This is a genomic window from Sphingobacterium litopenaei (assembly GCF_014692495.1).
Lineage (GTDB): Bacteria > Bacteroidota > Bacteroidia > Sphingobacteriales > Sphingobacteriaceae > Sphingobacterium > Sphingobacterium litopenaei.
Genome location: NZ_JACOIJ010000036.1, coordinates 1 through 16,066, shown reverse-complemented (window position 1 = coordinate 16,066; position 16,066 = coordinate 1). Strand labels below are relative to the sequence as shown.

8 protein-coding genes are annotated in these 16,066 nt (G+C 38.2%); 3 read left to right on the top strand and 5 right to left on the bottom strand.

Annotated elements, in window-relative coordinates:
• Positions 1–145: 145 nt before the first annotated feature.
• From H8B04_RS14385 to H8B04_RS14375, 3 genes are read right to left on the bottom strand one after another with little or no spacing between them, the layout of a single operon-like run.
• Complete coding sequence (locus H8B04_RS14385; protein ID WP_190302793.1) at positions 146–1,114, bottom strand: SusF/SusE family outer membrane protein; 969 nt, start codon at positions 1,112–1,114, stop codon at positions 146–148.
• 11 nt (positions 1,115–1,125) lie between these two features.
• Entirely contained in the window at positions 1,126–2,682 is a 1,557-nt protein-coding gene (locus H8B04_RS14380; protein ID WP_165290459.1) for a RagB/SusD family nutrient uptake outer membrane protein, read from the bottom strand.
• A 12-nt stretch (positions 2,683–2,694) separates the two neighbouring features.
• Positions 2,695–5,700, bottom strand: a complete 3,006-nt coding sequence (locus H8B04_RS14375; RefSeq protein ID WP_190302792.1) for a SusC/RagA family TonB-linked outer membrane protein — start codon at positions 5,698–5,700, stop codon at positions 2,695–2,697.
• A gap of 232 nt (positions 5,701–5,932) precedes the next feature.
• Here H8B04_RS14375 and H8B04_RS14370 point away from each other — a divergent pair, with 232 nt between their 5' ends.
• Positions 5,933–7,234: an MFS transporter gene (locus tag H8B04_RS14370; protein WP_190302791.1), complete on the top strand. Its 1,302-nt coding sequence runs from the start codon at positions 5,933–5,935 to the stop codon at positions 7,232–7,234.
• Here H8B04_RS14370 and H8B04_RS14365 read toward each other — a convergent pair.
• Positions 7,223–8,233, bottom strand: a complete 1,011-nt coding sequence (locus tag H8B04_RS14365) for a LacI family DNA-binding transcriptional regulator (protein WP_190302790.1) — start codon at positions 8,231–8,233, stop codon at positions 7,223–7,225. The two genes, H8B04_RS14370 and H8B04_RS14365, sit on opposite strands and share 12 nt — an antisense overlap.
• A gap of 53 nt (positions 8,234–8,286) precedes the next feature.
• The gene (locus tag H8B04_RS14360; protein WP_165290463.1) at positions 8,287–9,384 is read right to left on the bottom strand and encodes a mandelate racemase/muconate lactonizing enzyme family protein; all 1,098 of its coding nucleotides are present in this window, start codon (positions 9,382–9,384) and stop codon (positions 8,287–8,289) included.
• 207 nt (positions 9,385–9,591) lie between these two features.
• Between H8B04_RS14360 and gltB the strand changes: the two genes are divergently transcribed.
• Complete coding sequence (gltB, locus tag H8B04_RS14355) at positions 9,592–14,091, top strand: glutamate synthase large subunit (protein ID WP_190302789.1); 4,500 nt, start codon at positions 9,592–9,594, stop codon at positions 14,089–14,091.
• Between the two features lie 19 nt (positions 14,092–14,110).
• Positions 14,111–15,577 (top strand): glutamate synthase subunit beta, encoded by a 1,467-nt coding sequence (locus H8B04_RS14350; protein WP_190302788.1) that lies wholly within the window; start codon positions 14,111–14,113, stop codon positions 15,575–15,577.
• The last annotated feature ends 489 nt before the right edge of the window (positions 15,578–16,066 follow it).

Below are 16,066 nucleotides of genomic sequence, written 5' to 3'. Positions count from 1 at the left end.
TTTTGAGAAGAAAAAGTAAGCAGCAGTCAAAAATACTGCAATCACAATAAGTACGATAACTTCTTCTTTTCCAATTCCCCAAGACATTGTATTCATAGTTCAAAACTATATAAAATGGGTGATTAAATCACCCATTTTTAGTTTATTATTTTTTCTCAATTTTTGCGGTGTACGCTCCCGGAGTAAGATCTAATGTTAAATCATACAAACCAGCTGAAGCAACCTCTATATCCGCTCCACCTTGTGTAATTTCATTTGGAGTTCCTCCGAAATTTATTGCCCAATCATCGTTGGCTCTAAATTTTATTTTTCCAACTTTTAAGTTTAGAGACACTTTCCATACATAAGTTCCTTTTCCACCTTCGAAAGTCATATCCGTATCGCTGTCCCATCCACCTGGCGTAGCATCACCGATCACTCCCATTGATAGTTTTGATGTTTCATAGGTTAGATTTTCAGCATCCATACGGATTCGATAGAAACCATTGATAGGGACAGTCAAGTTACCCGCTTCTTCATCTTGTGAAATAGTTCCAGGAGTATCTCCTAAACCATATCCGCCTGTCCAATCTACATTTGTTGGTAAGAATTTAAAGCCTCCATCAGCAGTCAAGTATTCAAATGTTTCAAATGTAGTTTTACTATCTTCACCATATAATGTCATAGCTACCGCATTGGTAGGTTCCCAACCTGCTCCAGTAGACCCACCTACGACAAACATTTGTGGATTACTTTCTTCGAAGGTTATTGGATGCGTTTTAGTCACTGTTTGTCCCCCCGATTGATAGGTTATTTTAAGGTTTGCTTCTCCTATATAGCTTTCATCCAAAGGAATATTAAATTCTTTTTCTGTAATATTTTGATTAGGCTCAACCGCAATTTGTTCTGTAAGCAATACTGTTCCATCTTTCTCAATACTAAATTCAAAGGTATTCACATTCATTGCTATGAAACCTACTTTCAGCTTCTTACCTATCTGGATAGTTGATACTGTACTTTCATTTATTGAAACAATTTGATCGTCAATGCTATGTTCTACCTTTTTACAGGCATTAATACCTAAGAGAAGTAGACCACATAAACCAATTGCTAAAAATTTATATATTGTTTTCATAACATTCATAATTAGTAACCTGGATTAGGTGTTAGATTTGTGTTATTTGCCAACGCTGTCGCTGGTATTGGAAATAGGCGCTTATATGTCTCTGCTGTGTTTGCTGGCTTAAACAACATGGCATCTTCCCATTTGCCGAAGCGAATCATATCTGTTCGACGCGTTACTTCAAATGTAAATTCCAACCCACGTTCTTTATATATGGCATCTAAATTCAATGTTGCAGTTGTAAAATGTTTCTCTGGATTAACTGGGAAAGCACGTTTGCGCACTTGATTAGCTGCTTCTACAGCTTGTGCAGCAGTGCCATTTGTTGCACCTCGCAAGATAGCTTCAGCTTTCATCAATAAAACATCGGCTAATCGGAAAACCACTACATCATTACCTGCATCACTGCCAATGTGATTTTTATCTGGTTGGTATTTCACACAGCGTGCACCCGCCAAACGACCACCATCATCTGCGCCACCAATATCAAAATCAGAACCTGGCAATAGATTATAGCCATTAGGATTTATCACTATATTGATCCCATTGTAGATTAATGGTTGACCTGTGGAATTATATTGCTGCCCATATAACCATTGTTGCTTACGATTGTCTAAATCTTCAAATAAATTGAAATATGCGGGCTGCGCACTCCATCCATTCCATGGATTACCATTCAACTCAAATGTTTGGCGATGCGCATAATGCAATACTTTGTTGAATAAGGCATTACCTTTTGCTCTTGATGCATCAAATGGAATTGAAAAAATTGGTTCTGGACTGTCCGCACCATTATCTGCTTTAAATTGAGCTAAGAAATCATTTTCTAGGGAATATTTCTCTGACGCAATTACAGCATTCGCATTTTCTACAACTTTGTTCCATTGCGCTGTACCTGTGTATACTTGCGCATTGAGATAGGTTTTTGCTAATAATGCGTGCGCAAACCATTTTGTAGGTCTTCCATAAGTTGCTAAAGATTTTTCTTCACTCAATAACGGTAGATTTTCCTCCAATTCTGAAACAACAAATTCAAATATTTGCGCACGAGGCGTTGTACTTGGCAACTCCGTACCTGTATCAAAAGACGTTACCAACGGAATATTTCCATACGCATCCATCATCAAATAATAGTACCAAGCACGCATAGTTTTAATTTCTGCTAATGTTTGGTTCTTTTGTTCTGAATCTTCAGATTTTTCCAACACACTCAACACTCGATTACATGTACCGATAGCATTGAAGCCCCAATTCCAAGCATTACGAACGACTTCGTGCGACGGCGACCACGTATGAAAATGCATATCACGCCATTTACCACCATCAAACCAGTCACCACCACGTGTCGGAATAATCACTTCATCCGAGCCTGCGGTCTGTAAATCAAAGTAATCCCCAAAATATCCCCTAGCCGAAGTATATACAGGCCCCGTAACCGCAACAAACTGCTCAGGCGTTTTTGGAAAAGTATCTTCTGTGTAAGATGAATAAACTTTATCATCGAATTTGGTACACGAGGCGCCAAAAAATGTAAGTCCAGCCAACAGAAATATATGTAGTTTATTATTTTTCGCTTTCATATTATTTACGTATTAAAATGTAAAATTGACACCAAAAATGAACGAACGAGTTTTTGGATAATAGCTTCTATTATCAATACCTGGAGATAATCCACCTAAGCTCAACTCTGGATCTACGCCCGTGTAGTCAGTCAATGTAAATAAGTTTTGTGCAGTCAAATACAATCGCGCTTGTTTGAAATATTTAGCTTGGCTTGTGTTGAATCTATAACCTAAAGTCATATTATCTAGGCGCAAAAACGAACCATCTTCTAGAAATCTGCTCGACGCGATCAATGGTGTTTCAAAAATCCCTTCTTCTAACGCGTCTTTTGAAATGTTAGTCACATTCGCCTGTTGCAATCTTGATAAATCTGCACGTGTAGCATTGAAAATTTGATTGCCGTATACACCTCTTAAGAAAATATTTAAATCCCAACTTTTGTATCTGAAATTGTTGTTCCAGCCATAAGTAAATTTAGGAAGCGCATATCCCATAATTTGGTAATCGTCTGGTGCCGAAATTTGGTCCTGCGTTACCAATTCGCCTGAAGGTTTTTGGTAAATAGTACGTTTCGCAACTTCGTCGTAACCGACATATTTAGCCACATAGAAAGTTCCTAAAGGTTGACCTGGCAATACAATCGATGCCGTTTGCCCAGTCCACCCTTCTAAGCCGATACCTCCTTCATAACGTTGTGACACACCGATATTCTCAATATTAGAGGAAAGCGAGCCAACTTCGTTTACATTTCTAGCAAAATTCACGGTAGTGGAATAGCGGAAATTTTCATTGGAATATACATTCGCATTCAATACCACTTCTATTCCTTTATTACTCATACTTGCACCATTTGCCAATAATCTATTGAATTGATAAGGAGGAGACGGCACATCGTATTCATACAATAAGTCTTTGGTTTCTTTATTATAATACTCAATTGTACCACCAATACGACCTTTCCACAATTCGAAATCCAAACCTACATTAAACATGGAAGTGCTTTCCCATTTTAAATCAGGATTTTCATTTTGGCTTACACCATACGCATTTACCCATTTACCATTGTAGAAAAATTGTCCATCACGTGGTCCAAACAAAATAATACTACGGTAAGGATCGATATTTTGATTACCCGATACCCCATAACCCGCTCTTATTTTCAATTCAGAAAATAATTGTTGATTTTGCATGAAATCTTCACGTGTCAATCGCCATGCCGCAGAAATGGATGGGAATGTTGCCCATCTGTTATTCACACCAAATTTGGATGAACCATCACGACGAATAGAAGCACTTAACAGGTATTTCTCGTCGTAATTATACCCCAAACGACCGTAACCAGAGATTAATAATGATTCTTTGATGTGTGGAAAATCACTGTATGGATTGTACCCTTCGGGCAAAGAACCCAAATTCAAATTATTATCCAACAAATCATCTGACATAAAGCCTACAGATGTACCGCGAAGACCATCATCATTCTTAGTCTTTTGATAAGAATAACCTGCCATCGCCTCAAATGTGTGCAAATCAGCAGTGAAGGAATAATTCAGATAAGATTCTAGAATCTTGTCAATATGTTTTAAGGCTGTTCGATCTGCAAATCCTCTTCCTAAAGCGAAAGAATCAAAATCAGTACGTGCCATATAATAATTCTTATCCCAATGCGTACGTTGGTAAGACAAGACATTCGACCAAACCAATCCATCAACAAGCTTTAAATCTGCTTTGAAGTTTCCAAGCAACGTGTTATTACTTCTGTTTTCATCACGTAGGTTTAACATCGAAACTGGATTCATATAGCCTGTACGACCTACGACCTGAAAATAGCCACCATATTGTGCATATTCTGGATCATCCGTCATAATTGGTGAAGTCGGGACAAAACGCGCTGCGCCATTAAAAATACCATAATCGATATGCGTAGATGTATTGATGCTATTTGCTAAATTAAATGAAAGTTTCAATCGGTCTTCAAAAGCGTTTTGATCGACGCCTACACGCGCAACAATTTTTTCTACACCACTACGTTTCACAATACCTTGATTGTTAAAGTAATTCACAGAAGCATTGTATCGTGTGCCTTCACTTCCACCTGTCAGCGATAAATTGTGGTTGTGTGACACACCATTTCTGGTGATAGCATCTTGCCAATCCGTTTCGAAGCCTGTTTCAGTCGGCGCTACCGCAAGACCATTTGCTTCGACAAAAGCCTTATGCTCTGCAGCACTTAATACATTCACACGGTTAGAAACTGATTCTGATGCGGCATACCCGCTGTATGAAAGAACAGGCGCGCCTGCTTTACCTCTTTTGGTCGTCACAAAAATAACTCCGTTAGCTGCACGCGAACCGTAAATTGCTGTTGATGAAGCGTCTTTCATCACGTCCATCGATACAATATCATCTGGCGCAATCAATTCGATATTAGCGCCGACTATTCCATCAATGACATATAAGGGCGAAGAGCTCGCTGTCAAGGAAGAAGGTCCACGCAATTGCATCGTCGATCCAGCAGTTGGATCTCCACCAGATCTATTCACCGTTAGACCTGCTACCTTACCTGCCAACAATTGATCAGGAGAACTCACCACACCTCTATTGAATTCCTCAGGCGTAACACTGGAAATTGAGCCCGTAACTTGTTTACGTCTCGCTGTACCGTATCCTATGACTACGACTTCTTCCAATTCATCAGAAGCTGATATTAAGGCAATATCCAACTTATTTGCTCCCGCGACGATATTGATATTAGTTTCTGATTTCTCATAGCCAATCATATTCACGATAACTACTTGACTCCCCAGCGGTACATTAGTCAACAAATAATTACCATTCGCATCTGTAGAAGTTGCGGTAGCCGAATTTTTAATACTTACAGTTGCTCCTACTACCGCTCCTCCATTCCCATCTGTTATTTTCCCAGCAATAGAATTCGCCTGTATATACGACGAAGCATAACTAGAAAATGAAAACAGGTTGAGAAGCAAAAACAAATAGAAAAGCAACGAATTACGAAATGTAAAGTTTTGCATAATTTGAGTTTTTGGTTTATAAAATAGATGTATTTAGGTAAACATTCTACAATAAATAGAACATATACATAATAACTTTTGTTTTCCTTTTGGTTATCACAATCTTTGGGAACGTTCCCAAAGAGGTTGCATAAAGATAGAAATTTAATTTATTTAAACCAAAATTTATTCAAAAAAAGTATTTCGAAATTTTCAAAATAAGTTTCTATATTACTAGCTCCAAACCAATTTTATGCAAGAAAAAACTACCAAGTCCACTCTACAAATCTCTTCATTATGTATAGGCTTTTTAGGTATACAAATTGGTTTTGCATTACAAGCGGGAAATGTAACACGCATACTACAAAATTATGGCGCTGATCTTACCCAAGTCTCACTTTTTTGGCTTATAGCTCCGCTTTCAGGTACTGTCATCCAACCCTTAATCGGGTATTGGAGTGATAGAAATATAAATTCGAGAAGTACAAGAGTTCCTTATCTTCTGACAGGTGGAATTTTGTGTGCTTTATCGTTATATGCATTGCCAAACTCGAATTTACTTATCGCATTATGGTCGCCACTATTTATAGGTGCGTTTCTGATAATAATCATAGATTTATCCTTTAATGTCAGCATGCATCCACTCCGTGCGGCTGTCACAGACTATCTCCCTACTTTTCAGCAACCTAAAGGATTTGCGATTCAAACTTTTTTAATAAGTATAGGAGCCATTATTGGATCAACGTTGCCTTATATATTACACAAATTTCTATCCTTTAGTTCTACTTCAGAATCACAGCAGATTGCCGACAATGTAAAATGGTCCTTTTATATCGGAGCAACTTTATTGTTAATTACGGTTTTAATCACCGCGAAAGCCATTACCTCAAATAATATAAATCCATTATCCGCTGCTCAACCTAAAGCGAGCAATACTTATACTCTTCCGAAGATTCCTAAAAAAATGTGGCAATTGGGATTAATACAATTCTTCAGCTGGGCTGCATTTTTTTTAGTTTGGATTTATATGACACCAGCCATCGCCCAACATATTTATGCTGAGTTTGATTATTCTTCCCAATCAAAATTGTATGCTGATGCTGCCAACTATACAGGAATATTATTTGGATGCTACCATTTGGCTGCAAGTCTATTTTCCCTTGCTTTACCCTATTTATATAAAAAAACAAATGTTATCACGACTCACATAATTGCATTATTTATCGGTGGAATAGGTTTGTTAGTTGTATTTAATTGCCATAATGTTAATTTACTATATATCCCCATGATCTGTATTGGAATAGCTTGGTCAAGTATATTGGCATCACCATTTGCATTATTAAGTCGACTGATTCCGCATCAAAAAATTGGATTGTACTTCGGAATATTCAACTTATTCATAACAGTACCACAAATATTAGTCGGATTGTGCAGTGGTATTCTTATACAAGATTACTTGGAGGGAAAGGCAATATTTGCGATCATAATTGCCGGAATGTCATTATTGTTAGCTGGATCCACTGCATTGTTATTTCGAAAGTCTCTAAAATTGTGACGATTTGCGAATACGCAATTCTGACTTCAAAATTATTGTTTTGGCATCCACATCTTGAGGCTCTCCCTTTAATGTATTAAGTAATAATTTAGCAGCCTTTTGTCCAATTTGTTCTGCTGGCTGAGTGACTGTAGAAAGAGGAGGTGATAAAAGTTCTGCAATCTGAAGGCTAGAAAAAGCTACAACTTTCAAATCTTTTGGAATTTTTAATCCTAAATCATTACACACAAAATACGTAGAAAAGGCCAAGCGTTCGACTGAAGAAAATACTGCATCAGGTTTATGATTAATTAGAAGTTCCTTTAAGATTTTGAAATTTTCATCGTAAGAATTCGAACAATCTACTATTAAATCTTCTTGAATCGCGATTTTATGCTTCTTAAGTGCATCCTTGTACCCTAAGGCCCTTTCTTTACCAATAGAGTGATCTTTATCAACAACTAAATACGCTATGGATTTGCAGCCTCCTAGTATTAAATGTTCTGTCGCATCAAAACTACTCTGGTAATCGTCGGTCACGATTTTTGTAATATCTATATCATCATATACCCGATCAAAAAAAACAATAGGCATTTTTTTTAAATCTATATTATGTAGATAACTGTGGTTATCACGTTCGCCCACCACCGACATTAACACACCATCCACTTTACCATTCGAAATACTGGTAATAAACTCGCGTTCTTTATTTATATCATCATCGGTAGCATAAATCAAGATATGATAGCCCTCCTGCTTAGCAATCTTTTCAGCCCCTTTAATGATTTGCGTAAAATAATTATTCTCCAATTCGGGAACCACAACCGCTATGGTTTTACTCTTTTGTTCACGCAAATTACTTGCATAATGGTTTGGACGGTAATTAACTTCATTGGCATACGCCAAAATACGATTTCGAGTATTAGGATTTATATCGCTTTTCTCTTGAAAAGCACGAGAAACAGTAGACTTTGATAAGTTCAAAGCTTTAGCTATGGAAATTATATCTACTTTACTCATAATAATTGGCTAATTCAGGAATTATAAAAATACAAATTAAAGAAAATGGGTGATTAAATCACCCATTTTTCACATTTGTCTAAAAATGATTGGCTCATATCAGCGCCAATCCCAATATCTTCTGCTATATGAATTTCATAACCATTGTATTGAATACCCCCGATTACTGGATCTTCTAAATGTCCAACCATACATGTGTCTAAATCGTAGAATTTCACATTAGGCGATGCGTAAGCAAAATGTACTTTAGCCGCTAATGCCAAACGAGATTCCAACATGCCACCAATCATGCAAGGGATATTATATTCTGCAGCTACAGCCTGAATTTTCAAAGCTTCATGAATACCAGAAGATTTTGAAAATTTGATATTGATATAATCACTAGCATCAGCTTTGCACAACCTTTCCGCATCATGATGCGAATATACCGATTCATCCGCCATTATTGGAACGATTGTTTGTGTTCGCAATTCAGGAAGCAAATGATCATTATAGGTACGCATAGGTTGCTCGCAAAATTGAATTTTGTAAGGTTCTAAGCCTTGAAGAGCTTCGATAGCTCCTTCATAAGACCAACCTTGATTAGCATCTATACGAATAGGAATATCAAAACCTACAGCTTGACGAATCGCTCGGATACGTGCAATATCATCTTGAGGCTTCTTACCCAATTTCACCTTTAATGCAAAAGCTCCACTATCCTTTAATTTCAACGCTTTTTGCGCCATTTCTTCTGGAGAAGCTATACCTAAGGTAATATCTGTTATGATATCTTTTTTCTCTCCACCTAAGAATTTATATAAGGGCATTCCTGCAACTTTAGCCGCAAGATCATAAATAGCCATATCAAATGCTGATTTTACAGTCGCATTCCCAGCTATATACAAATGTAATTCTGCTATACGCGCTTCAATATCTAATGGATCTTTACCTTTCCAAATTTTAGCAAAGTCTTGCGCTACCGCCAAGCACGTGTTTTGCGTCTCTCCTACGATCATTGGGAAAGCCGAACATTCGCCCACCCCATAGTAATCTGTATCCGTAATAATTTTGATAAAAGTATTCTGCGCGTAATCCATCGTCCCTGTTGCTATAACAAAAGGTTCCATAGGTATGCTTAAGCGGTAGATTTCGATTTCTTTAATAATCATAACTCGTTTGTATAGAAGCACAAAAAAACGAATGAAATTCCATATTACCAATCAAACTACGAAATAAATACGAAATGAGTCTGAAATCTACTACAGTATTAAAAATAAATCAAAGTATTATAATTTTCATTGAAAATATTTCAATTATTTTAGTAGAAATTTTTTATATTAGCAAACTCTAATTAGGTAAACATAATTTATATAAGAATGCAGCAAGAAGGACTTTACAACCCAGAATTTGAACACGACGCTTGTGGTGTTGGTTTTGTAGCACATATAAAAGGTAAAAAATCCCACGATCAAGTGCGTGATGCCTTAGTTATGCTAGAAAACATGGAACATCGCGGAGCATGCGGATGTGATCCTGAAAGTGGTGATGGTGCGGGAATTATGATTCAAGTACCACATGAATTTTTGTGGGAAGAATGTATTGATTTAGGCATACAACTTCAAGAACCTGGCTACTATGGCGTAGGTATGGTATTTTTACCAAAGGAAAAATCTTTAAACGACCTGTGTCGTCAAGTTATAAAGGAAGCAGCTGAAGAAAGAAACATGGATTTGTTGGGATTCAGAGCTGTTCCAGTCAATAAAGAAGGAATCGGACCTACAGCGTTGAGTGCAGAACCTGAAATCGTTCAATTCTTCGTATCAAGGCCAGTAGGTGTTACTAACACAGAAGATTTTGATCGCAAATTATACGTTTTAAGAAGACTTATAATTCAGAAAATCAAATCAACCCAAGAATACCCACTTCCTCTTTATATTGCCTCACTTTCTTGCAAAACTATTATTTACAAAGGTCAATTAACGACCTATCAAGTTGGCACTTATTATAAAGACTTAAAAGATCCTCGTGTAGTATCAGCATTTGGTTTGGTACACTCACGTTTCTCGACAAATACATTTCCATCATGGTCCTTGGCGCAACCTTTCCGCATGATGGCACACAATGGTGAGATCAACACCTTAACAGGTAACTTGAACTGGTTCTATGCTGCAGTTCGCTCTCTTTCTTCTCCTTATTTTACCAAAGAAGAAATGGAAATCTTGTTGCCTGTGGTAGACAAAGGTCAATCCGATTCAGCTTGTCTGGACAATGTAGTGGAATTATTATTACACAGCGGACGTAGCTTACCACATGTCATGTTGATGTTGGTACCAGAAGCTTGGGATGGTAACACACAAATGGATCCGTTGAAAAAAGCATTCTACGAATACCACGCGACATTGATGGAGCCATGGGATGGCCCTGCTGCATTATGTTTCACGGACGGAAAAATCATCGGTGCTACCTTAGACAGAAATGGTTTACGTCCATTGCGTTTTGCTGTAACATCAGATGACCGTGTTATCGTTGCTTCAGAAGCTGGAGCATTGCCTATTGATGAGTCTACTATCATCAAAAAAGGTCGTCAACAACCAGGTAAAATCTTCGTGGTGGATATGGAAGAAGGAAAAATCCGTACCGACGAAGAAGTGAAAGGTGAATTGGTTCGTCAACAACCTTACGGTGAATGGATCAACAACTATAAAATCAAATTAGAAGAATTAGCAGAACCTCGCGTAACGTTTACCTACTTATCAAAAGATTCTGTTTTCAAATACCAACAAGCTTTCGGTTATTCGAGAGAAGATATCGAAACAATTTTGACGCCCATGGCGACTACAGGTTACGAGCCTATTGGTTCAATGGGTACAGATGTTCCTTTGGCTGTATTGTCTGATCAACCGCAACATATTTCTAGCTATTTCAAACAGTTCTTTGCGCAAGTAACTAATCCTCCTATCGACCCAATCCGTGAGCGTTTGGTAATGAGTTTGGCTACTTTTATTGGTAATTCAGGAAACATTCTTGTCGAAGACAAAAAATCGTGTCACTGTGTTACGTTAGAGCACCCAATCTTAACTTCTAGCGAATTAGAGAAATTACGTTCTATCGATACAGGTGTTTTCCAAGCGAAAACATTGCAAGCATATTTTAGAGCAGATGGCAAACCAGGTTCATTAGAAGCAGGTATCGAAAGATTATGCCGCTATGCAGATGATGCGGTACGTGATGGATTTGAGGTCATCATCTTATCTGACCGTGCGATCGATTCTCAACATGCAGCTATCCCTTCTATTTTAGCTGTATCTGCAGTACACCACCACTTAATCAAAACAGGTAATCGTGGTGCTGTAGGTTTAGTAGTAGAAGCAGGTGATGCTTGGGAAGTACACCACTTCGCTTGTTTGTTAGCTTTCGGCGCAACAGCAATCAATCCTTATTTGGCATTAGCTAGTATCCGTACATTGAAAGCTGAAGGTCAATTAGACACAGAGTTAGAATGGGAACAATTACGTAAAAACTACGTAAAAGCAGTTTGTAATGGTTTGTTGAAAATATTCTCTAAAATGGGTATTTCAACATTACAATCGTATCACGGTGCTCAAATCTTTGAGGTATTAGGTATTGATAAATCTGTTGTAGACAAATATTTCTGTGGTGCAGTATCCCGTATCGGCGGTTTGAATTTGGATGATATTGCTCGTGAAGCATTAACTAAACACTGGCGCTCATTCGAAGCTCCACGCAATGTGAAGCCTTTATTGCCTGAAGGTGGTATTTACCAATGGAAACGTCGTGGCGAAGGTCACTTGTGGAATCCACAAACTGTTCACTTATTGCAACAAGCTTGTCGTAACAACGACTTTGAAACATTCAAAAAATATTCCGCATTAATCAATAATCAAAAAGAAGCGATGTTTACGCTTCGTGGCTTATTGGATTTTGCAAAACATAGAAATGCTATTCCTGTAGAGGAAGTAGAACCAGCAAGCGAAATCATGAAACGTTTCGCTACTGGAGCAATGTCTTTCGGTTCTATCTCTCACGAAGCGCACAGCACATTAGCTATCGCAATGAACCGTATTGGCGCTAAGTCGAATACTGGTGAAGGTGGTGAAGATGAAATCCGTTATGTAAAATTACCTAATGGAGACTCTATGCGTTCGGCAATCAAACAAGTTGCATCAGCACGTTTTGGTGTTACATCAAACTACTTAACTCAAGCCGATGAGATCCAAATTAAGATGGCTCAAGGTGCAAAACCAGGTGAAGGTGGTCAATTGCCAGGACACAAAGTAGATGATTGGATTGCAAAAACTCGTCACTCTACTCCTGGCGTAGGTTTGATTTCTCCTCCTCCACACCACGATATTTACTCAATTGAGGATTTGGCTCAATTAATTTTCGATTTAAAAAATGCCAATCGCAATGCACGTATCAACGTGAAGTTGGTATCTAAAGCAGGTGTTGGAACTATTGCTGCCGGTGTAGCCAAAGCGCACTCAGACGTCATCTTAATTGCGGGATACGATGGTGGTACTGGAGCCTCTCCTATCAGCTCTATCAAGCACGCAGGTCTTCCTTGGGAACTTGGTTTAGCTGAAGCGCATCAAACTTTGGTACAAAATAAATTGCGTAGCCGCGTCGTGTTACAAGCAGATGGTCAAATGAAAACAGGCCGTGACTTAGTTATTGCTACTTTATTAGGCGCGGAAGAATGGGGTGTAGCAACAGCTGCATTAGTAGCTGGCGGATGTATCATGATGCGTAAATGTCATTTGAATACTTGTCCTGTTGGTGTGGCGACTCAAGATCCTGAATTGCGCAAGTTATTCTCTGGTAAACCAGAAGATATAGTTCATCTATTCCAATTTTTAGCGGAAGAAATGCGTGAGATTATGGCTCAATTAGGTTTCCGTTCGATCAATGAAATGGTGGGCCGCGCACAATTCTTGAAAAAACGCGAAGATGTAGGCCATTGGAAAGCTTCTAAAGTTGATTTCTCTGGAATCCTACACGTAGCACGTAACGAAGTAGGTCAATCTCTTTATAATACCGAAGAGCAAGATCATGGCATGAGTATGATTTTGGACTGGGGATTATTGAAACAAGCAAAAGAAGCTTTAGAAAATAAAACTCCTGTATTTGGCACATTTAAAGTGAAAAATACAGACCGCACAATCGGAACTTTACTTTCTAACGAAATATCAAAAATCTATGGTTCTGAAGGATTGCCAGACAACACGATCAACTTCAAATTTGAAGGTTCAGCAGGTCAATCATTCGGTGCATTCAACACAAAAGGTATTTCGTTCGAATTAGAAGGCGAAGCAAATGACTATGTAGGTAAAGGTCTTTCAGGAGCACAATTAGCCATTTATCCGGCAAAAGAAAGCTCATTAACACCACACGAAAACATCATTATTGGTAACGTTGCACTTTATGGCGCGACTTCAGGCCACTTGTTTATCAATGGTATGGCAGGTGAGCGTTTTGCGGTACGTAACTCAGGAGCTACAGCAGTTGTTGAAGGTATCGGAGATCACGGATGTGAATATATGACAGGCGGTCGTGCCCTGATTTTAGGGGACACAGGTCGAAACTTCGCAGCAGGTATGAGTGGCGGTATTGCATGGATTTACGATATCAATGGCAACTTCAAAGACAACTGCAACCAAGAAATGGTAGATCTTGACCCACTTGATACACAAGATGAAAATGAAATTATCTCGTTATTGAAACGTCATGTCAACTTGACTAAGAGTGCGAGAGCATCTTATATCTTGGAAAATTGGGCTACCGAAAAGAACAAATTCATCAAGGTATTCCCTCGTGAATATAAAAATGTATTATTGAAAAAAATGGTTGTAGCTTAATTAAAGAGGAAATAAAATCATGGGAAAAGCAACTGGATTTTTAGAATTTGATAGAGTACTTCCTCAAAAAGAGGCTGTAGAAAATAGAAAACAAAATTACCAAGAGTTTGTAAAATTATACTCGGACGAGCAATTGAACAATCAAGCTGCACGTTGTATGAATTGTGGTATTCCATTCTGTCACTCAGGATGTCCACTTGGAAATGTTATTCCTGAATTTAACGATGCCGTATATGATGGCAAATGGGAAGAAGCATATAATATATTATCGTCAACAAACAATTTTCCTGAATTCACAGGTCGTATTTGTCCTGCGCCATGCGAATCGGCATGTGTATTGGGCATCAACAAAAATCCTGTAGCTATTGAGGAAATTGAAAAACATATCATCGAGATTGCCTACAAAAAAGGTTATGTACAACCTAATAAGTCTGCTATCAAGACGGGTAAAAAAGTTGCTGTTGTTGGTGGCGGTCCTGCTGGACTTGCTGCTGCAGCACAGTTAAACAAAGCTGGTCATGACGTAGTTGTTTACGAACGTGATGATAAAGTGGGTGGACTTTTACGCTACGGCATTCCAGACTTCAAATTGGATAAATCTGTTATCGACAGACGTATCGAAGTGATGAAAGAATCAGGTATTGAATTCCGCACTAACGCTGAAGTGGGTAAAAATGTCCCAGCTTCAGAATTGGATCAATATGATGCAGTTGTGTTATCAGGAGGCTCTACTATTCCACGTAATCTGAATATTCCAGGACGTGAACTAAAAGGCGTATACTATGCGATGGAGTTTTTGAAACAACAGAACAAACGTGTAGGTAACTCTCCTATCGAAACAGAAGAAATCTTGGCTACAGGCAAAAATGTATTGGTAATCGGTGGCGGTGATACAGGATCTGACTGTGTAGGTACTTCAAACAGACACGGTGCAAAATCTGTAACTCAATTTGAATTAATGCCTCAACCTCCGCAAACACGTACTTCGGCAATGCCTTGGCCTACTTACCCCATGTTGTTAAAAACAACAACTTCTCACGAGGAAGGATGTCAAAGACACTGGAGTATCAGTACCAAAGAATTCTTAGGTGACGAAAACGGTAACTTACGTGCTGCAGTTGTAGTAGATTTAGAATGGGAAACTGACGCTTTGGGAAGACCAACTAAATTTAAAGAAGTAGAAGGTTCTCAACGTGAAATCCCTTGCGAATTGGTAACACTCGCTATGGGTTTCTTACACCCTCAGCATGAAGGTTTATTACAACAATTGGGTATCGCATTAGACGAACGTGGCAATGTAAAAGCTGCTGAAGGTTCTTACCAAACTAACGCAAGTAAATATTTCGCTGCAGGAGATATGCGACGTGGTCAATCCTTAGTGGTTTGGGCGATTTCAGAAGGACGTGAATGTGCGCGCAAAGTGGATGAATTCTTAATGGGCTCGACAGTATTAGAAAGCAAAGAAGCTGTCTATAATTATGCATAGCAACTAATCATCATCTATATTTTTCAATCTAGCCTTCTTGCAGAAATGTAAGAAGGTTTTTTTTATTCTCAGCGAATAAGCTGACTTGCAAAATTTAAAAATGCTTTTTTGTACCGCATTAAAAATGTAATTTTAAAACAAACTACTATCTACTTATGAACCCAAGTCTTAATTATTGGAATAAAATTAGGAACATAGGATATCATACAGATTTATCTTTATATGATATGAAGGTGCTTAATAATATCAATTCAGCATCCTTTATATTTATACTTGTTTCATTCCTATATGCGGTTCTTAATTTTTTTCAAGGAAGAGCATTACTGACTGGAGTGAACTACCCATTTGCTAAAGACAAATGAGCTTCGGGCTTCACAGACTTGTGCTTTGTTGCCAAAGTCTTATTTGAGTCTCCGCCCGTGTAATCGCCAGTTCCTGACGATATTATTTTTAATCCTTCTTTCAGAATGTTTTTTGCAGCGTTTAAAT

Bases quoted from the DNA above. Each gene is read 5' to 3' on its own strand.
- H8B04_RS14360 (WP_165290463.1), bottom strand. From the start codon at position 9,384: ATGATTATTAAAGAAATCGAAATCTACCGCTTAAGCATACCTATGGAA.
- H8B04_RS14380 (WP_165290459.1), bottom strand. From the start codon at position 2,682: ATGAAAGCGAAAAATAATAAACTACATATATTTCTGTTGGCTGGACTT.
- H8B04_RS14365 (WP_190302790.1), bottom strand. From the start codon at position 8,233: ATGAGTAAAGTAGATATAATTTCCATAGCTAAAGCTTTGAACTTATCA.
- gltB (WP_190302789.1), top strand. From the start codon at position 9,592: ATGCAGCAAGAAGGACTTTACAACCCAGAATTTGAACACGACGCTTGT.
- H8B04_RS14370 (WP_190302791.1), top strand. From the start codon at position 5,933: ATGCAAGAAAAAACTACCAAGTCCACTCTACAAATCTCTTCATTATGT.
- H8B04_RS14375 (WP_190302792.1), bottom strand. From the start codon at position 5,700: ATGCAAAACTTTACATTTCGTAATTCGTTGCTTTTCTATTTGTTTTTG.
- H8B04_RS14385 (WP_190302793.1), bottom strand. From the start codon at position 1,114: ATGAAAACAATATATAAATTTTTAGCAATTGGTTTATGTGGTCTACTT.
- H8B04_RS14350 (WP_190302788.1), top strand. From the start codon at position 14,111: ATGGGAAAAGCAACTGGATTTTTAGAATTTGATAGAGTACTTCCTCAA.